The sequence below is a fragment of the Aequorivita marisscotiae genome, from assembly GCF_029814825.1.
Classification (GTDB): Bacteria; Bacteroidota; Bacteroidia; order Flavobacteriales; family Flavobacteriaceae; genus Aequorivita; species Aequorivita marisscotiae.
Genome location: NZ_CP122379.1, coordinates 996,603 through 1,013,763, shown reverse-complemented (window position 1 = coordinate 1,013,763; position 17,161 = coordinate 996,603). Strand labels below are relative to the sequence as shown.

18 protein-coding genes and 1 tRNA gene are annotated in these 17,161 nt (G+C 37.6%); 4 read left to right on the top strand and 15 right to left on the bottom strand.

Translation table 11 applies throughout. The features are described from left to right. Positions 1-3 precede the first annotated feature (3 nt). The 9 genes from QCQ61_RS04760 to pdxA form a co-directional block, all read right to left on the bottom strand. On the bottom strand, positions 4-462 hold the full coding sequence (locus QCQ61_RS04760; protein WP_279449633.1) for a 3-oxoacyl-ACP synthase: 459 nt from the start codon (positions 460-462) through the stop codon (positions 4-6). Further along, complete coding sequence (gene mtgA, locus QCQ61_RS04755; RefSeq protein ID WP_279449632.1) at positions 459-1,172, bottom strand: monofunctional biosynthetic peptidoglycan transglycosylase; 714 nt, start codon at positions 1,170-1,172, stop codon at positions 459-461. The genes QCQ61_RS04760 and mtgA overlap by 4 nt, the downstream gene beginning before the upstream one ends. Continuing rightward, positions 1,165-2,283, bottom strand: coding sequence for an NAD(P)/FAD-dependent oxidoreductase (locus tag QCQ61_RS04750; RefSeq protein WP_279449631.1), 1,119 nt, complete (start codon positions 2,281-2,283; stop codon positions 1,165-1,167). Before QCQ61_RS04750 ends, mtgA begins: the two co-directional genes overlap by 8 nt. Positions 2,284-2,427: 144 nt before the next feature. Next, positions 2,428-3,780, bottom strand: a complete 1,353-nt coding sequence (accC, locus tag QCQ61_RS04745; protein WP_279449630.1) for an acetyl-CoA carboxylase biotin carboxylase subunit — start codon at positions 3,778-3,780, stop codon at positions 2,428-2,430. An 81-nt stretch (positions 3,781-3,861) separates the two neighbouring features. Further along, on the bottom strand, positions 3,862-4,353 hold the full coding sequence (accB, locus tag QCQ61_RS04740) for an acetyl-CoA carboxylase biotin carboxyl carrier protein (RefSeq protein ID WP_279449629.1): 492 nt from the start codon (positions 4,351-4,353) through the stop codon (positions 3,862-3,864). Positions 4,354-4,388: 35 nt separating this feature from the next. After that, positions 4,389-5,387 (bottom strand): beta-ketoacyl-ACP synthase III, encoded by a 999-nt coding sequence (locus tag QCQ61_RS04735; protein WP_279449628.1) that lies wholly within the window; start codon positions 5,385-5,387, stop codon positions 4,389-4,391. A 170-nt stretch (positions 5,388-5,557) separates the two neighbouring features. Continuing rightward, on the bottom strand, positions 5,558-5,755 hold the full coding sequence (rpmF, locus tag QCQ61_RS04730) for a 50S ribosomal protein L32 (RefSeq protein WP_062620449.1): 198 nt from the start codon (positions 5,753-5,755) through the stop codon (positions 5,558-5,560). Positions 5,756-5,764: 9 nt separating this feature from the next. Further along, positions 5,765-6,310 carry a YceD family protein gene (locus QCQ61_RS04725; RefSeq protein ID WP_279449626.1) on the bottom strand — a complete coding sequence of 182 codons (546 nt, stop codon included), beginning with the start codon at positions 6,308-6,310 and terminating at the stop codon, positions 5,765-5,767. An 81-nt stretch (positions 6,311-6,391) separates the two neighbouring features. Next, on the bottom strand, positions 6,392-7,453 hold the full coding sequence (gene pdxA, locus QCQ61_RS04720) for a 4-hydroxythreonine-4-phosphate dehydrogenase PdxA (protein WP_279449625.1): 1,062 nt from the start codon (positions 7,451-7,453) through the stop codon (positions 6,392-6,394). A gap of 56 nt (positions 7,454-7,509) precedes the next feature. Here pdxA and QCQ61_RS04715 point away from each other — a divergent pair, with 56 nt between their 5' ends. Next, positions 7,510-8,097, top strand: coding sequence for a riboflavin synthase (locus QCQ61_RS04715; protein ID WP_279449624.1), 588 nt, complete (start codon positions 7,510-7,512; stop codon positions 8,095-8,097). Here QCQ61_RS04715 and QCQ61_RS04710 read toward each other — a convergent pair. The 3 genes from QCQ61_RS04710 to mce all read right to left on the bottom strand — a co-directional run bounded on the left by QCQ61_RS04710 (position 8,078) and on the right by mce (position 9,131). Then, positions 8,078-8,272, bottom strand: coding sequence for a PID-CTERM protein-sorting domain-containing protein (locus QCQ61_RS04710; protein WP_279449623.1), 195 nt, complete (start codon positions 8,270-8,272; stop codon positions 8,078-8,080). The genes QCQ61_RS04715 and QCQ61_RS04710 overlap by 20 nt on opposite strands. A 261-nt stretch (positions 8,273-8,533) precedes the next feature. Beyond that, positions 8,534-8,607, bottom strand: a tRNA-Ile gene (locus QCQ61_RS04705). A 116-nt stretch (positions 8,608-8,723) separates the two neighbouring features. Continuing rightward, complete coding sequence (gene mce, locus QCQ61_RS04700; RefSeq protein ID WP_279449622.1) at positions 8,724-9,131, bottom strand: methylmalonyl-CoA epimerase; 408 nt, start codon at positions 9,129-9,131, stop codon at positions 8,724-8,726. A 105-nt stretch (positions 9,132-9,236) separates the two neighbouring features. Here mce and rbfA point away from each other — a divergent pair, with 105 nt between their 5' ends. Together rbfA and QCQ61_RS04690 are read left to right on the top strand one after the other, a co-directional pair. Continuing rightward, positions 9,237-9,632: a 30S ribosome-binding factor RbfA gene (gene rbfA / locus QCQ61_RS04695; RefSeq protein WP_279449621.1), complete on the top strand. Its 396-nt coding sequence runs from the start codon at positions 9,237-9,239 to the stop codon at positions 9,630-9,632. Between the two features lies 1 nt (position 9,633). Next, the gene (locus tag QCQ61_RS04690) at positions 9,634-10,839 is read left to right on the top strand and encodes an ABC transporter permease (protein WP_279449620.1); all 1,206 of its coding nucleotides are present in this window, start codon (positions 9,634-9,636) and stop codon (positions 10,837-10,839) included. A gap of 38 nt (positions 10,840-10,877) precedes the next feature. On the opposite strand, the gene QCQ61_RS04685 is transcribed toward QCQ61_RS04690, so the two are convergent. The 3 genes from QCQ61_RS04685 to QCQ61_RS04675 form a co-directional block, all read right to left on the bottom strand. Continuing rightward, positions 10,878-11,534, bottom strand: coding sequence for an FAD-binding oxidoreductase (locus QCQ61_RS04685; RefSeq protein WP_279449619.1), 657 nt, complete (start codon positions 11,532-11,534; stop codon positions 10,878-10,880). Positions 11,535-11,600: 66 nt separating this feature from the next. Continuing rightward, positions 11,601-12,593 carry a tRNA dihydrouridine synthase DusB gene (dusB, locus tag QCQ61_RS04680; protein ID WP_279449618.1) on the bottom strand — a complete coding sequence of 331 codons (993 nt, stop codon included), beginning with the start codon at positions 12,591-12,593 and terminating at the stop codon, positions 11,601-11,603. 72 nt (positions 12,594-12,665) lie between these two features. Beyond that, complete coding sequence (locus QCQ61_RS04675; protein ID WP_279449617.1) at positions 12,666-15,074, bottom strand: TonB-dependent receptor domain-containing protein; 2,409 nt, start codon at positions 15,072-15,074, stop codon at positions 12,666-12,668. A gap of 221 nt (positions 15,075-15,295) precedes the next feature. Here QCQ61_RS04675 and lepA point away from each other — a divergent pair, with 221 nt between their 5' ends. Next, complete coding sequence (lepA, locus tag QCQ61_RS04670) at positions 15,296-17,092, top strand: translation elongation factor 4 (RefSeq protein ID WP_279449616.1); 1,797 nt, start codon at positions 15,296-15,298, stop codon at positions 17,090-17,092. Positions 17,093-17,161: the final 69 nt, after the last annotated feature.

Genomic DNA, 17,161 nt, shown 5'->3' with positions numbered 1-17,161 from the left:
ATTTTATTTCACCTTTTTAATCTTAAATAGATTTCCATTCAGTGTAAATTCATCGCCCTTCCGTTTTCCAGAAATAAGCAAACCAACCGGCGAATTTAGCGCCACACAGAGATAATCTGTTTCATCTATTTCAACGCTACCAATAGAAATACTAATGTAATAGGCAAACTTATCGGTATAAACCAAACTGCCCAATCGCGCATAATCTGAAGTAGTATTTACATCAATTTTTTTGAGAAGTTGTGCTATTTTTTCAATTTCGTGAAGTTGCTTTCCCGCGTTTTCCCTATCTATTTGAAGCATTGCCCTACCAGTTTCATGTTTGTCGCCGCTGCTACTTTTAGATTCTTCAAGCAGCGATTCTTCAATTGCCTCAATGGTTTGTTTTATTTTGGAGTAACGGTTGTCAACCTGTTTTTGGCAGTGTTGCAACAATTCGGTTTTTAGTTCTACTGCGGTCATTTTTTTTGCTTCTTATTAGTATCTTTTGGTTGTTGTTTCTCTAGGCTAAAAGGACCGTAATAACGCATTTGTCTCAAAATCCATTGGGTGCGTCTCGCCACATATGATCCTGGTGGATTGGCACTATAGCGTTGTGGACTGGGCAATATTGCTGCGATTGCAGCAGCGTTTTCTGCTTTTAAGTTTTTTGCCGACTTTTTAAACCAAAATTGTGAGGCTGCTTCGGCGCCAAACACGCCCTCCCCCATTTCAATGCTGTTTAAATATACTTCTAAAATTCGCTCTTTGCTCCAAATATTTTCGATGAGCAAGGTAAAATATGCCTCCAGGCCTTTTCGGAACCACGTCCGGTCAGGCCATAAAAAGACATTTTTTGCTGTTTGTTGCGAAATAGTACTGCCTCCTCTAATTTTCTTACCTTTTTCGTTGTGCTTTAATGCCTTTTCAATAGCTTCCCTATCAAACCCATTATGGCTCAAAAAGGTTTGATCCTCGGCGCATATAACTGCCAATTGCAAGTATGGAGAAATTTCTTCAATTGGCACCCAGTCATGTCGCGTTTTATACTCTTTGCTACCTTCTACGGCGCGAATTACCATTAATGGCGTATAAGGCACTGGTACAAATTTGTAAATAAGCACCCATAAAACTGTAAGCCCAATAAACCAGAGTATAAGTTTAAATATAAATCTGAAAAGTTTTTTAATCATATAAATTTGCTAATTGGTTGCCAATAGAACTTCCTATTGCAACACCCATTCCGCCCAGTCGTACGCCACAGAATACATTGTTGGACACGTTTTTTAAAATTGGTTTTTTCTGTTTTCCAATGCCCATAATGCCGCTCCAACGTTGATCAGTTTCAAAATTATGGTTCGGTAAAATTACGGTTTTAAGTAATTGCTCCAACTTGTTTTGCACCAGTTGTGTCAACTCCATTTCGGTGGTTTCTTCTGCTTTAAAATCTAGATTTCGTCCGCCTCCAAGTAGGATTCTGTTTTCAATATTTCTGAAGTAATAATATCCCTTTTCCAAATGAAAGGTTCCTTTTATGGCGAGGTTTTTAATGGGTTTCGTTACTAAAACCTGCGCTCTTGCTGGGGTAACATCTTCTTTTAAAAATTGTTTCGCAAACCCATTTGTTGCAATAAAAACTTTTTTTACCGAAATATTTTCCGAGGAATTCAATTGAAGTGAAACATTTTCGCCTGTATCTATAATGTTGGTGATTTCGGTAGCATTTAAAATCAATATGTTTTCTTCGGAAGCTTTTTTGATTAGCCCGAGTATCATTTTTCCGGTATTAATCTGACCTTCAAATTTGCTGTATATGAGGTTTGGTTGAATATTTTTAAACCCGAAATGGTTTTTCTTTTCTGAAAAAACTTCAGCATTAAAAATAGGTTTCAACAACTCATTTACATAAGCAGTTTTTGATTTACAAGTTTCAAAAAGTTCAGCATCTTCGTTAGTGAAAAGTTCGTAGCCGCCATTTTCTTGATACCCTAATTGTTTATCGCCAAGTGTATTTCGTAATAATTTTAAGCCCTCCACCCTATTTTTTACAAGCTCAACTACTTCTTCTTCCGAATGGTTTTTTAAGTCGTCTAATATTTCAGAAATACTTCCGAAGCAGGCAAATCCAGCATTTTTTGTACTAGCGCCACTGGGAAGTGTACCGCGTTCAAACACTACAATTTTACTTTTTGGAAATTTTTTACGCAGAGCAAGTGCACAATTTATGCCTACAATTCCGCTGCCAATAACAGCAAAATCTATATTAGAAAACCAGGTTTTATGCTCCCAAAAAGAAAGGTTCATTTTATTTCTGTTTAAACAAATATAGGTAGGAATCCATTCTCTCTAACCCTCATTTAAAGTAGAATGTTAAGAATTAAAAAAAGCACCAAATTCCAAAGGTAAGTTTTTTGGAATTTGGTGCTTGTTATTTGGTATTTTAAAGAATTATTCCTCCTCGGGCTCGTCCATTTTAAAAGTATTCATAAAAGCCGTGGTATAGTTTCCTGCCACATAATTTGGATCGTCCATTAATTGACGGTGAAATGGAATTGTGGTTTTTATACCTTCAATAACGAATTCGTCTAAAGCGCGTTTCATTTTGCTAATAGCTTCTTCGCGAGTTTGTGCAGTGGTAATTAGTTTAGCGATCATAGAATCGTAATACGGCACAATGGTATATCCCGCATAAACGTGCGTATCTAAACGTACACCGTGTCCTCCGGGTGCGTGTAAAACCGTTATTTTTCCGGGTGACGGACGGAAGTCGTTGTACGGGTCTTCGGCGTTAATTCTACATTCTATTGAGTGTAATTGTGGCGTGTAATTTTTACCAGAAATTGGAATTCCAGCAGCCACTAAAATTTGCTCTCTTATTAAGTCGTAATCAATCACCTGTTCGGTAATTGGGTGTTCTACCTGAATACGCGTATTCATTTCCATAAAGTAGAAATTTCGGTGTTTATCTACCAAAAATTCTATGGTACCGGCGCCTTCGTATTTTATGTATTCAGCTGCTTTTACAGCGGCATTCCCCATTTCTGTTCGAAGTTTTTTCGTCATAAATGGGCTTGGGGTTTCTTCGGTAAGTTTTTGATGGCGACGCTGAATAGAACAATCGCGTTCGCTTAAATGGCAAGCTTTACCGCTACTATCGCCTACAATTTGAATTTCTATATGGCGTGGCTCTTCAATAAGTTTTTCCATATACATGCCGTCGTTTCCGAAGGCTGCAGCGGCTTCTTGGCGAGCACTGTCCCAAGCTTTTTTAAGCTCTTCCTTTTTCCAAACAGCGCGCATTCCTTTACCACCACCACCTGCAGTAGCTTTAAGCATTACTGGATAACCAACTTCTTCGGCCAGTTTTTCACATTGCTCAAAATCTTCAATAATACCTTCGCTCCCGGGAACAGTGGGTACTCCAGCAGCCTTCATAGTTGCTTTGGCCGAAGCTTTGTCGCCCATGCGCTCAATCATGTCTGGGGAAGCCCCAATAAATTTTATACCGTGTTCGTGACAGATTTTTGAAAATTTAGCATTTTCAGAAAGAAAACCATAGCCAGGGTGAATTGCGTCTGCGTTTGTAATTTCGGCAGCGGCAATTATATTAGACATTTTAAGGTAGCTAAGATTACTGGCTGGTGGCCCAATGCAAACGGCTTCATCTGCAAAACGCACATGTAAACTTTCCTCATCGGCGGTAGAATAAACTGCAACAGATTTAATACCCATCTCGCGGCAGGTACGAATTATTCGCAGTGCTATTTCGCCCCTATTTGCAATTAATATTTTTTTGAACATAACGTTTCTTAAATAACAAATCCCAAATTTTTCAAATCCCACTATTTTTGGAATTTGGAATTTGTGATTTGGAGTTTATATTTACGACGGATCTACTAAAAACAAAGGTTGGTCGAATTCTACCGGTGAAGAATCGTCTACCAAAACCTTTACTATTTTACCAGAAACTTCGCTTTCTATTTCGTTAAAAAGTTTCATTGCTTCAATTACGCAAAGCACATCGCCTACGTTAATTGTATCGCCAACTTCAACAAAAACGGGTTTGTCTGGAGCGGGTTTTCTGTAGAAAGTACCAATTATTGGCGACTTAATAGTTATGTATTTAGAATCGGTTTTGGTGGCAGGAGCTTCTGTTGCCGTTTCAGCCTGTGGAGTTGCCGCGGCTTGGGGTTGTTGCATTTGCATTTGCGGTTGCCCCATCGTTGGTATTTGCTGAATGTAAGTAGTTTCTCCTTTAGTGTCTTCAGATCCTGTTTTAATTGTGATCTTTATGTCTTCCGTTTCAAGTTTTACTTCGCTGGCGCCACTTTTCGCCACAAACTTGATCAAGTTTTGAATGTCTTTTAAATCCATATTATAAAATTTAGTCTTTTGCGTTGGTTATAAAGTTAATTAGTATCGTAGGCCCATTTTACATAAACAGCGCCCCAAGTAAATCCTCCTCCGAATGAGGCGAATATTAAATTATCGCCCTTTTTAAGTTGTTTTTCATAATCGGCCAAACACAGTGGCAACGTAGCAGAAGTAGTATTGCCGTATTTGTGAATGTTTATCATTACCTTATCATCGGGCAATTTCATTCGCGAAGCAGCTGCATCAATAATACGCTTGTTAGCCTGATGCGGCACAAGCCAGTCTACATCTTGGCCTGTAAGGTTATTGTTTTTCATTACCTTTTCGCAAACGTCTGCCATATTCGAAACGGCGAATTTAAAAACTGTTTTTCCCTCCTGAAAGACAAAGTGTTGTTTGTTGGCCACCGTTTCATTTGAAGCCGGAAGCAAAGAGCCGCCAGCATCAATTTTTAAAAATGGCCTGCCTATACCATCGGTACGAAGGTATTCGTCTTTTACACCAAGGTTTTCTGTGTTTGGTTCAAATAGAACTGCGCCGCCGCCATCACCAAATATAATGCATGTTGTTCTATCGGTATAATCTATTATAGACGACATTTTGTCTGCGCCAATTAGAAGCACCTTTTTGTATTTTCCTGATTCAATATATCGCGCGGCCGTTGACATTCCGAACAGAAAACTGGAACAAGCTGCAACTAGGTCAAAAGAAAATGCATTTACGGCACCAATTTGTGTAGCCACATAAACTCCTGTGGCTGCCACGGGCATATCTGGCGTTGCGGTTGCCATGATTACCATATCTATTTCGGCAGGGTCTGTATTGCTTTTTTGGAGAAGGTCTTTGGCCGCTTGGATAGCAAGATAGGAAGTTCCTTTGTCTTTATCCTTTAGTATTCTCCTTTCCTTAATTCCGGTTCTGGAGGTAATCCACTCGTCGTTGGTATCTACCATAGTTTCCAGTACTTTGTTGGAAAGAACATAATCTGGAACGTAGCTCCCTACAGCGGTAATAGCTGCCGTGATAGTATTCATAAGGCTGAATTAAAATTCACAAAAAAGACCAAAAATCTTTAAAAAGAGTGAAAAATACTAAATTTTACTTGAAATTCGGCACTAATTAAGTTGTTTTTGACTTATTGTAAAGTTAAAAAACAAAAAAACCCTCACGGGAATGTGAGAGTTTTGAGTATGTTTAAAATATATTAAGCTTCTACCTGCTCAGTTGCATCAATTACAACTTGACCGCGGTAGTACATCTTGCCTTCGTGCCAGTGTGCTCTGTGGAAAAGATGCGACTCACCCGTTGTTGGGTCTGTTGCAAGCGTAGGTGCAGTAGCTTTGTAATGCGTTCTTCTCTTATCTCTTCTTGTTTTCGAGATTTTTCTCTTTGGATGTGCCATTGCTATTTATTATTTATCCGTTAATAGTTTTTTTAATGAATCCCATCGGGGATCGGTATTGTTGTCTTCGGGCAGTTCTTCTTGATCTATGGCCTTCGGACTTAATTCTTCAAGTTTATCGAGTATATCGCTTTTTAATGTGCCGTCTGCAATTCCCGGATGAATTTTTCGTGAGGGCATAGCCAACACAACAGATTCATAAACGTATTGCTGGATGTTTACTTCGTAACTTCCGTGAGGCAAAATGAGCAAATCTTCATTTTCATCATTATATTCCTCACCAAATTTTACAACAAAATTATACGAGCCGGCAATTTCTTGATCAAAAGGCTCATTTGTTGTATCGCAAGCAACGTTTACAGACCCATTAAATGTTAATGTAATCTCGAGCAACGTGCTCATTTTTTCCAGCTGTACGTCGAGATTAATGGCAGCGTCATTAAATTCGTCATACTCAAAATGCTCAAAGAACGCTTTTTTTAATTCAAAGTTAAACTGGTGTTTTCCTAATTTCAACCCTACGAAAGGGATGGTAAACTCTTTCAAATCCTTCATTTTCACACCTATTTAAGACCTTAACCTTACGGATAAGGCGGGTGCAAAGATAAAAAAATATTTCAATAGCAATTCATTTTTTTATTTCTTTTTTGAGAACCCTCTTTTGCGATTTGTCTGGAGCGGATTTTTTGAAATTTCTTTGTATTGTTCGCGTGTTTTATAAATTGAAACTGCGCTAAAAACCGCTTCGCGAAAAGACTCAAAATTGGCTTCGTTCTTTCCTGCTAAATCGAAAGCTGTTCCGTGATCTGGCGAAGTGCGTATGCGGTTAAGTCCCGCGGTAAAATTTACTCCCTTTCCGAAAGCCAACGTTTTAAACGGTATTAAACCTTGATCGTGGTACGACGCAATAATTGCATCAAAATTTTTATAGTTGCCCGAACCAAAAAAGCTATCGGCAGCATAGGGCCCAAAGACCATTTTGCCATTTTTTCGGATATTGTCTAAGGCGGGGCGCAAAATAGTGTCGTCTTCGTCTCCAATAACTCCATTATCGCCAGTGTGGGGATTAATACCCAAAACCGCTACTTTTGGTTTTTCAATCCCAAAGTCTTCAATTAAAGTATGGTAAATTGTATTTATTTTTTTATCGATACGTGCGCGATCTATATTTTTGGCTACGTCCTTTACGGGTACATGGTCTGTAAGTAACCCAACACGCAAGTTTTCAGAAATTAATAGCATTAAACTCTCCCCTTCAAGTTCCTGTGCCAAATAATTTGTATGGCCCGGGAAGTTAAAATTTTCTGACTGTATGTTAGCTTTATTAATAGGCGCGGTAACCAGGGCGTCAATTTTTTCAGCTTTTAATGCTTCTACAGCGGCCTTTAACGATTTAATGGCATATTCGCCGCCAGCGGGTGTTTCTGCACCAAATTTTACATCTACGTGTTCTTTCCAAACGTTTAATACGTTTATTTTCTTGGGAATGCAATCTTCAATTTTATCTATTCCGTGAAAGTTTATATCAGTTTCGAAGTGCTTTTTAAAGAAAGACAGCAACTTAACCGAAGCAAAAATAACGGGCGTGCAAAACTCTAACATACGCGAATCTTCAAATGTTTTTAGAATTACTTCACTTCCAATGCCATTTATATCGCCTATGGAAATACCCACCACTATTTTATCTTCTGCGCTCATTACGTTTGGCTTTTTAAATTGTTACTTTTGCAGTACAAATGTAACCAAATACTACAATGTTTACAGGAATTATTGAAACCGTTGGCGAAATTGCCCAACTTACCCGCGAAGGTGAAAATCTTCATATTGAAGTAGCAAGTTCACTGTCGCAGGAACTTAAAATAGACCAAAGCGTTTCGCACAATGGGGTGTGTTTAACTGTTGTAAAAATACACGAAGCATCGTATGTGGTTACCGCTATTAAAGAAACTTTGGATAAAACAAATCTTAAAAATCTAAAAATTGGTTCGTTGGTAAATTTAGAAAGAGCCATGAAACTCGGCGACCGTTTAGATGGGCATATGGTTCAAGGACATGTGGATGGCACAGCTACTTGTACTCAAATTGAAAATAAAAGTGGCAGTTGGGTTTTTACTTTTCAATATAACAATACAAATTTCGGCACTGTTGAAAAAGGATCTATTACTGTTAATGGCGTTAGTTTAACTGTGGTAAATTCTAAAAAGGAAGCTTTTAGTGTAGCTATTATTCCCTATACTTTTGAGAATACCAATTTTAAAACAATTAACGTGGGAAGCGAAGTAAATTTAGAATTTGATATTATTGGGAAGTACATAAAAAATCTTATGACGCCTTATTTATAGCTTTGCGATGTTTGTAAACTATATAGATTCCATAAATTAGACCAGCCACAATTAAAATCCATAACGAATCATCAATTGGTAATTGGGGACCGGGGGGTGGTGGATCATTTGGTGGTGGCACATCTTCTCTAGCCTGCACAACCAAAAACATTAAAAGATAAATGTTTGATAGCATTAAACAGAATTATCGATTGGGGATTGCTATAATAAATCTAAAATAATAAAATTTACGTATTAAAAATTAAATATAGAAAATCGTATTGTAATAACTCGTTATAGCAGTAAAAATTGCATAATTCTAAAGGGTGCAATAATTTTTCAATTGAAAAAGTGGTCCCACATGGGCTCACTTCGACTGCGCTCAGTGTAAACTTCTCGCCAAATTCAAATTGCAATAACAACAATTTGTAAACAATAAAGTTTCAGACTAAAAAAGTGGTCCCACATGGGCTCGAACCATGGACCCCCTGATTATGAGTCAGGTGCTCTAACCAGCTGAGCTATGGGACCGTTATACTATCAATATTTCAATTAACTACCAAATCTTAAGTTAATGCCTAATCCTAAAAAGGACGAATTTAAGGTTCGCAAAGGTAAAACACTTTCCAAATACCACAAAACTATTTTTAGTTATTCTCAATTTCTTGGCAAAGCTCTACCAAAACTCCATTTGCAGACTTTGGGTGAATAAAAGCAACCCATTTATTATCAGCGCCTCTTTTGGGTTTTTCGTTTAGCAATACAAAGCCTTCTTTTTTTAAACGGGCCATTTCTGCTTCAATATCTTTTACCGCAAATGCAATGTGATGTATGCCCTCGCCTCTTTTTTCAATAAATTTTGCAATCGGACTATCGGGGTTTAATGCTTCCAAAAGTTCTATTTTACTTTCCCCACACTGAAAAAAGGAAGTTTCCACTCCTTCACTTTCCACCTTTTCACTTTTGTACGGAGCGGCTCCCAGTAAGACTTCGTATATTTTATTTGCATCTTTAATATTTTTAACCGCAATACCTATGTGTTCTATTTTCTCCATATTTTCAATTTAGTAGTTCAAAAATACAAACTTAATCGCATTGAATTTCACCAAGCTCCAAGCTTCATTAACCTATTGTATGGTTTTATATTCTATTTTTGCAGTATGGAAGAAAGTAATAGACAAAAGAAAATTGCGAGTGTTTTACAAAACGACCTCGCAAATGTGTTGCAAAATATGCTTCGCGAAGCCGGACAAACAGGCATAATAATTTCCGTAAGTAAGGTAACGGTTACCACAGATCTTTCTATTTCGAAAGTATATGTAAGTGTATTTCCAGCAGATAAAGCCGATGGTATTGTGGTTGAACTAAACAAATTAAAACCAACTATAAAACATCAAATTGCACAGCTTACCAAGAACCAACTGCGTAAAATGCCGGATCTTTCCTTTTATAACGACGATTCGTTGGAATATATTGAAAAGATAGACAAGGCAGTAAAAGGTGAAGATAATCCTTTAAAAAATCCGGATTTACTTCCGAAACGAAAAAAGTCATAACTTGAATTTTTCGCTCTACATCGCCAAGCGTTATTTGTTTTCAAAAAGCAGTAACAATGCTATTAATATTATTACGGGCATCGCGGCGGTGGGCGTGGTTGTGGGAGCCATGTGCTTGTTCATAGTGCTTTCGGGCTTTTCGGGACTAAAAGACTTTAGTCTTCAGTTTACAAATATTTTTGACAGCGATCTTAAAATAATTCCCAAAAACGGTAAAACAATATTATTTACCGAGGCCCAAAAAAATGAGTTAAACGATATTGAAGGCATTGAAACCTTTTCAGAAATAATCGAAGAACGAATATTTCTTCATTATAAAGGAAAAAACCACATCGCCTATATTAAAGGTGTAGATTCACTTTATGGAAAAGTAACGCAGCTAGACAGTATAATGTACTATGGCGATTGGTTTGTTAGAAACCAAAATGAAGTTGTAGTAGGGCTTTCTACCATTGCGAAACTATCGTTGGGAGTGCGCGATTATGGCGCACTTTTGGAAATTTACGTTCCAAAACCGGGGACGGGACAACTCAATGCACTGGATCCAACAGATGCTTTCACAAAAGAAAATGTAGTAGTTTCCGGGGTGTACCAAGTAAACGAGGAACTGGATGCAAAATATGTTTTTTCCGACTTAGAATTTGCTAGAAATTTGCTGTCCTTAGATAGTACTAAAATTTCTTCTATTGAAATAAAACTTTCACCTACGGCAACAGAAGACAAAGTGCGAAGCGAAATTGAAAAAATTTTTCCAGAAGGTATTACTATCAAAAACAGAATTCAGCAAAACGACACGCTTTATAAAATGCTCAATACCGAAAATATCGCGGTATATTTAATCTTCACTTTGGTATTGATAATTGCCCTTTTCAACGTAATTGGTTCCATAATTATGATGGTATTAGACAAGCGAAAAAACATAAAAACACTCTACAACTTGGGTGCTTCATTGCCAGAAATCCGTCGTATCTTCTTTCTTCAAGGTACCTTAATGACCGTGCTTGGAGGTTCGTTCGGAATTTTCTTGGGAATTCTAGCCGTAATGGCACAACTTAAATTTGAGTTTGTAGCTATAACCAGTACCCTTCCCTATCCTGTAAAATTAGAGTTACTGAATATTGTAATTGTTTTTGTAACGATTAGTGTGTTAGGAATTATCGCTTCAAAAATTGCATCGAGTAGAGTTCGGGAGAAGCTGTTAATTTAATTCTGAAAAAGCACAATTATACTATTATCAGAAAATATTTAAACTATTAGATATTCGGGGTTTGTACCCAAGCTCACCAATGCTTTACAAATTTCTTCTGTAAATTTTTTAGGACCACAAACATAGAATCGCGAATCGAAACTTCCGATTGTTTCAATAAGAAATTTTCGATCAATTCTGCGTTCGCGAAAGCCAATTACCCCTTCTTGAGTGAAAACATTTCTGTAGGCTGGCCCCAACATTTTCGTTAATTCATCGTGTAAAATTATGTCTTCCTTGGTTTTGTTGGAATACAAAAGTGCGAGATTCCGCAGATTTCCACTTTCAAAAAGCGCTCTAAATATTGCAATAAAAGGGGTGATTCCCGTACCGCCAGCTATAAATATACCGGGACCTTTATACTTGATTGTGCCGTAAACATCGTGGAGTAACAGTTCGTCACCAGTCTTTAATCTGCCCATTTGCGAAGTTACACCTTTGTGATCTTCGTAAATTTTTACGATGAATTCTAAGTATTCCCAATGCTGTAACGACGTAAATGTAAATGGACGGATTTGGTCCTTCCAGTTTGGCAAATTGATGGAAATACGTGCCGATTGTCCCGGAGTATAAGTAAACCCTGATGGTTTTTCTAGTACAAAGCATTTAACGTTGTGAGAAATATAATGGGTGTTGAGTATCTTGAGCGGCTGCATGAGGATATTTTGATCTTCAAAGGTAAAAGGATTTATAAATTAAAACACTTAAAATTCCTAATCAATTTAAGCAAACTCATAATCCCCAAATACTTCCAAAACCTCCTCAAAAGCTTCAAAAACCGAAGCAGAATCATCGCTTGTAACCATTTTCATTCGGTATTCCTTAAAGTTTGGGATGCCCTTAAAATAGTTTGTATAATGGCGGCGGGTTTCAAAAACGCCAAGGGTTTCGCCTTTCCAGTCTATAGCCATTTGTAAATGACGTTTAGCTGCATAAACACGCTCAGCCATTGTTGGCGGCGGTAAGTGTTCGCCCGTTTTAAAATAGTGTTTCACCTCCTTAAAAAACCACGGATAACCTATGCTGGCACGGCCTATCATGGCGCCATCCAAACCGTATTTGTCGCGCATTTCCATCGCTTTTTCTGAAGAATCAACATCGCCGTTCCCAAAGATGGGAATGTGCATTCGCGGGTTGTTTTTTACATCGGCAATGGGTTTCCAATCGGCGTCTCCTTTATACATTTGCGCACGCGTACGACCGTGAATGGAAAGAGCTTGGCAGCCTACATCCTGCAAACGTTCGGCAACTTCCATAATTTTAATGGAATCGTGATCCCAACCCAATCGCGTTTTTACTGTAACGGGAAGTTTGGTATGCTTTACCATTGCTTCAGTTAAGCTCACCATTAAATCAATATCTTTCAAAATACCTGCGCCGGCGCCTTTTGAAACTACTTTTTTCACCGGACAGCCAAAATTAATATCAATCATATCTGGGCCGCTGGCTTCAACTATTTCTACACTGCGAAGCATAGACTCCAAAACGGCACCAAAAATCTGGATTCCAACGGGGCGTTCCTTTTCGTAAATATCCAGCTTCATTACGCTTTTGGCAGCATCGCGAATAAGCCCTTCCGAAGAGATAAATTCAGTAAAAACCACATCGGCCCCCTGCTCTTTGCAAAGTGCGCGGAATGGAGGGTCGCTAACGTCTTCCATGGGCGCTAAAAGCAATGGAAAATCAGGCAGTTGTATGTTTCCTATTTTTGGCAATTCTTTTGTTTTTGGAATTGCAAAAGTAGTAAATACTCCGTTAATTAAATGTGAATGAAAGTTTAACTGGGTTTATAACCTGTCGCCTTCGTCAGTTTCTATTGTTTTATTGTTATCGCGAAGTCGGGCATTTCCGAAGTTATATTTAAATCCAAGGCGGAAAAGTCGGCTTTCTTCATTAACAAAAAAACGGTTGTCCTGATTGTAATATTTAGCGACAGAAACAACATTGTTTAAAGTGTTAAAAATATCGTCAACTCCCGCGGTTACACTCGCGCGTTTGTCCCAAAATACTTTTCTAAACGAAATATTTACAAAGCTTTGGTTTTTAAAATAGCGGTTTCCGAAGACAAAGTTTGAAATATAAAGTGCCGAAAGATCTGCCGTAAACGATTGATCTTTTGTAAGGGTAAAGCGGTTAAACGTTTGTAAATACTGCCCGAATGTATCGTTGGTATAGGCCTGTTGTGAGCTTTCTAATGCCTCAAATTTATTAGATAGATAATAGGATGAGGTAGATAGCTGAAAATACCACCAAGGGGTGAGTGAGTTGTAATATACAACATCAAAACTGTATTGATAGGCTTCGATAAGATTGTCATAAACGCTTCGCAACACACTATTTTCATTATTCTGAAATGATAAATACCCCAATTCATTTTTAATGTTTTCGTAATACAAATCAAACAACCATTTGTTCTTGAGGGAATAACTTAAAGTAATTTTATCTTTTATTGAAGGCACTAAATTGGGATCTCCTCCTATATAATTGTTTTCTGTTATAAAATATTTGAACGGATTTAGGCTCTCATATCGTGGCCGCTGAATACTTCGGTTATAGCCAATACCAATGTTGTTATTATCGTTAATACTATAATTAACCGATGCCGAAGGAAAAACATCAAAATAGTCTTGGTTGGTTGTTTTTCCAAGCCTTCGCGAATTGGCGTTAGTGTCTGTATATTCAGCCCGCAGTCCGGCAGTAAAGCTCCATTTCTCCCAATCTTTTTCAAATTTTACATATTCGGCATAGATTTTTTCTTTGTAATTAAAATCGTCTGAGAGCGCCCAGTTATATGTATCTGTATTATTTACGGTATCAAAAAAGTCTATTTTACTATCCGTGTTTATTTTGCTCAATTTAAACCCTATTTCAAAAGTACCACCCCAATACGGTGTAGATATATCGGTCTGCGCAGTAAGAATATTACTCTTTTGTGCCGAATTTGTAAAAAAGCTGTTGTGTTTTATAAATTCGTTATTGGGCAAAAAATAATGGGTGCTAACGTCTTGATCTTGATTGCTATTATAATAAATATAATTGGCAGCAGCAGAAAGGGTAGCACCATTCTCGTTTAATTTTCTTTGATAGTCTAACGCAAAGGTTAGGTTATCCTTTTTATAATTTACCCCACTCAATGTAGTATTGGTAGAGTCTAATTGCATTTGTGAATTATAAATAGCCGCGGTGCCATTATTAAAATACGTGCTTGCCGGCGATACCGAAATAGTGGAAGCCAAACTAATTGTATTTTTTTCATCTATAGTAAAATCCATTACCATATTGCCGTTATGGTTTTCGGAATTTGTAGTTCGGTTAAAATAGGTTTCCCAAATAGATTTTGTAGAAACTTCATCTGGTTTAAAAAATCGAAGATAGCTCTCGTCTTCTTTAAATTCCTTTTTAGTATTGTACGTGTAGCTACCGTACAGATTTAGCCAGTTGTTTTTATAAAAATGTGAAGTACCAAAACTGTATTTTGGAAATATTCCCTGAGTATATGTGGCATTCACCGAGCCTTTGTATCCTATTGAAATTGCCTTTGTAGTAACAATATTTAGAATAGTGCCAGCCTCGGCATCGTATTTTGAACCTGGATTAGTAATTACCTCAACAGATTTAATATTCGTGGCATCGGTATTTTCTAAAAGTGAAGCTACTTCGGCTGCAGACAAATAAACTCGTTTACCATTAATATAGATGGTGGGTGATGAAAATTTAACTTGTATATTTTCACCAATAACTACGACACCTGGTGTTTTTTTAAGAAGATCCATAGTGCTGCCCACAGATAATGAGGTGTTTTCTACATTAAAGACCAATTTACCAACAGTTTTTTTTATAGTCGGTAATTTTGCCGTGACCACCGTTTCATCTAGCATTTGCTGATTTATCTTTAAAATAATGGTACCTAAATTTTGGTTGGAGGAAACTGCAACGGTTTGTTCCTGCGTTTCAAAACCTATGTAACTAAAGTTCAATTTATAATTACCAGCGGGCAAGTTTTTTATTGCGAAATAACCATCGTCATCGGTAGTTGTACCTTTTATGGGCTCTTCAGATTCAGCCCCATAGAGCAACACATTTACAAAGGATAAAGGGGTATTTTCTGCATCGCTCACCAGCCCTGAGATAGAAAAATCTTGAGCCAATAAAACACACTGCTGAAGGCAGCATAGGAGTATAAAAAATTTTCTCATAACATAAGTAGATATCTGGGGGAAGACATCATTTAATTGTACATTTTCTGGGGAGAAAACAAATAGTATTAACTATACCTTAGCCAATGCACTACAAATATGTTGAAAATTTATGAAATAAATACCGCCGTATCGTTATTATTTTAAGTGTTTAAATGCAATTTAAAAATAATCGCACTTTTAATCTATATTTGCAAATTATAGCTTGAGAAGGAAATTTTATGAAGAACATACGCAATTTTTGCATTATTGCCCATATAGACCACGGAAAAAGCACCTTGGCAGATAGACTTTTAGATGCCACTGGCGCCGTGACCGATCGCGAAAAACAAGCCCAATTACTGGATAGTATGGATTTGGAACGCGAACGCGGCATAACCATTAAGAGCCATGCCATTCAAATGGATTATGAATACAAAGGTGAAAAATACACCTTAAATTTAATTGATACGCCTGGCCACGTAGATTTTTCGTACGAAGTTTCCCGTTCCATTGCCGCTTGTGAAGGAGCTTTGCTAATCGTAGATGCCGCACAAAGCATACAGGCACAAACAATTTCAAACCTATATTTGGCTTTAGAAAACGACCTGGAAATAATTCCGGTACTGAATAAAGTAGATCTTCCCTCTGCAAATGTAGAAGAAGTAACCGATGATATTGTAGATCTTTTGGGCTGTAAACCCGAAGAAGTAATACCAGCAAGTGCTAAAACAGGTCTGGGAATCGAAGAAATTTTAAGTGCCATTATTGAACGTATCCCGGCGCCAAAAGGTAATCCAGACGAATCGTTGCAAGCACTGATTTTTGATTCAGTTTACAATCCCTTTCGTGGAGTTGAAACATATTTTAGAGTGCTAAATGGCGAAATTCGAAAAGGACAGCACATTAAATTTATGGCTACCGGCAAAAGTTATTTCGCAGATGAAGTGGGAACTTTAAGGTTGAAACAATTTCCCAGAGACGTTATTAAAACAGGCGATGTAGGTTACTTAATTACCGGAATTAAAGAAGCCAAAGAAGTAAAAGTTGGCGATACCATAACCGATTCTAAAAACCCAACTGTTAATATGATTGAAGGGTTTGAAGATGTAAAACCTATGGTTTTTGCCGGGATATATCCTGTAGATACCGAAGATTATGAAGAGTTGCGAAACTCCATGGAAAAGTTGCAACTAAACGATGCTTCGCTCGTATTTATTCCAGAAAGTTCTGCAGCCCTTGGTTTCGGTTTTCGCTGTGGATTTTTAGGCATGCTTCACCTGGAAATAATTCAAGAAAGATTGGAGCGAGAGTTTGATATGACGGTTATTACCACCGTTCCAAACGTTTCGTATTACGCTTACACCAATAAAAACCCGGAAACTCCCATTCTCGTAAATAACCCATCAGATTTACCGGAACCCTCCACTTTAAATCGTGTAGAAGAACCGTATATTAAAGCGACTATTATTACCAAATCAGACTTTGTGGGTTCGGTTATGTCGCTATGTATTGAAAAAAGAGGCGAAATTACCAACCAGACATATTTAACTACCGAACGAGTTGAACTAACTTTTGATATGCCTTTGGCAGAAATTGTTTTCGACTTCTACGATAGGCTTAAAACCGTTTCAAAAGGATACGCTTCCTTTGACTACTCGCCAATAGGAATGCGGCAATCGCACTTAGTTAAGGTTGATGTATTATTGAACGGAAATGTTGTAGATGCACTTTCTGCGCTCCTTCACCGAGACAACGCCTACGATATTGGCAAAAAAATCTGTGAAAAGTTACGACAACTTATTCCCAGACAACAGTTTGACATCCCTATTCAGGCCGCTATCGGAGCCAAAATTATTGCTCGTGAAACTGTGAAAGCCCTACGAAAAGACGTAACCGCAAAATGTTACGGAGGCGATATTTCGCGTAAAAGAAAGCTTTTAGAAAAACAGAAAAAAGGTAAAAAACGAATGCGCCAAGTGGGCAATGTAGAAATTCCGCAAGAGGCTTTTATGGCGGTACTTAAATTAAATGATTAGAAAAGGAAATTTAAATAATTTATTTTTCTGTTTCAATAGTTTTTTCTTTGCGTATATCTTTCTTCGGAA

Coding starts and splice junctions, on each gene's coding strand:
- accB (WP_279449629.1), bottom strand. CDS start 4,353: ATGGATTTAAAAGACATTCAAAACTTGATCAAGTTTGTGGCGAAAAGT.
- pdxA (WP_279449625.1), bottom strand. CDS start 7,453: ATGAGCGCAGAAGATAAAATAGTGGTGGGTATTTCCATAGGCGATATA.
- mce (WP_279449622.1), bottom strand. CDS start 9,131: ATGGAGAAAATAGAACACATAGGTATTGCGGTTAAAAATATTAAAGAT.
- QCQ61_RS04735 (WP_279449628.1), bottom strand. CDS start 5,387: ATGAATACTATCACGGCAGCTATTACCGCTGTAGGGAGCTACGTTCCA.
- accC (WP_279449630.1), bottom strand. CDS start 3,780: ATGTTCAAAAAAATATTAATTGCAAATAGGGGCGAAATAGCACTGCGA.
- QCQ61_RS04750 (WP_279449631.1), bottom strand. CDS start 2,283: ATGAACCTTTCTTTTTGGGAGCATAAAACCTGGTTTTCTAATATAGAT.
- QCQ61_RS04685 (WP_279449619.1), bottom strand. CDS start 11,534: ATGCAGCCGCTCAAGATACTCAACACCCATTATATTTCTCACAACGTT.
- mtgA (WP_279449632.1), bottom strand. CDS start 1,172: ATGATTAAAAAACTTTTCAGATTTATATTTAAACTTATACTCTGGTTT.
- rpmF (WP_062620449.1), bottom strand. CDS start 5,755: ATGGCACATCCAAAGAGAAAAATCTCGAAAACAAGAAGAGATAAGAGA.
- QCQ61_RS04725 (WP_279449626.1), bottom strand. CDS start 6,310: ATGAAGGATTTGAAAGAGTTTACCATCCCTTTCGTAGGGTTGAAATTA.
- lepA (WP_279449616.1), top strand. CDS start 15,296: ATGAAGAACATACGCAATTTTTGCATTATTGCCCATATAGACCACGGA.
- QCQ61_RS04715 (WP_279449624.1), top strand. CDS start 7,510: ATGTTTACAGGAATTATTGAAACCGTTGGCGAAATTGCCCAACTTACC.
- QCQ61_RS04710 (WP_279449623.1), bottom strand. CDS start 8,272: ATGCTATCAAACATTTATCTTTTAATGTTTTTGGTTGTGCAGGCTAGA.
- QCQ61_RS04760 (WP_279449633.1), bottom strand. CDS start 462: ATGACCGCAGTAGAACTAAAAACCGAATTGTTGCAACACTGCCAAAAA.
- rbfA (WP_279449621.1), top strand. CDS start 9,237: ATGGAAGAAAGTAATAGACAAAAGAAAATTGCGAGTGTTTTACAAAAC.
- QCQ61_RS04675 (WP_279449617.1), bottom strand. CDS start 15,074: ATGAGAAAATTTTTTATACTCCTATGCTGCCTTCAGCAGTGTGTTTTA.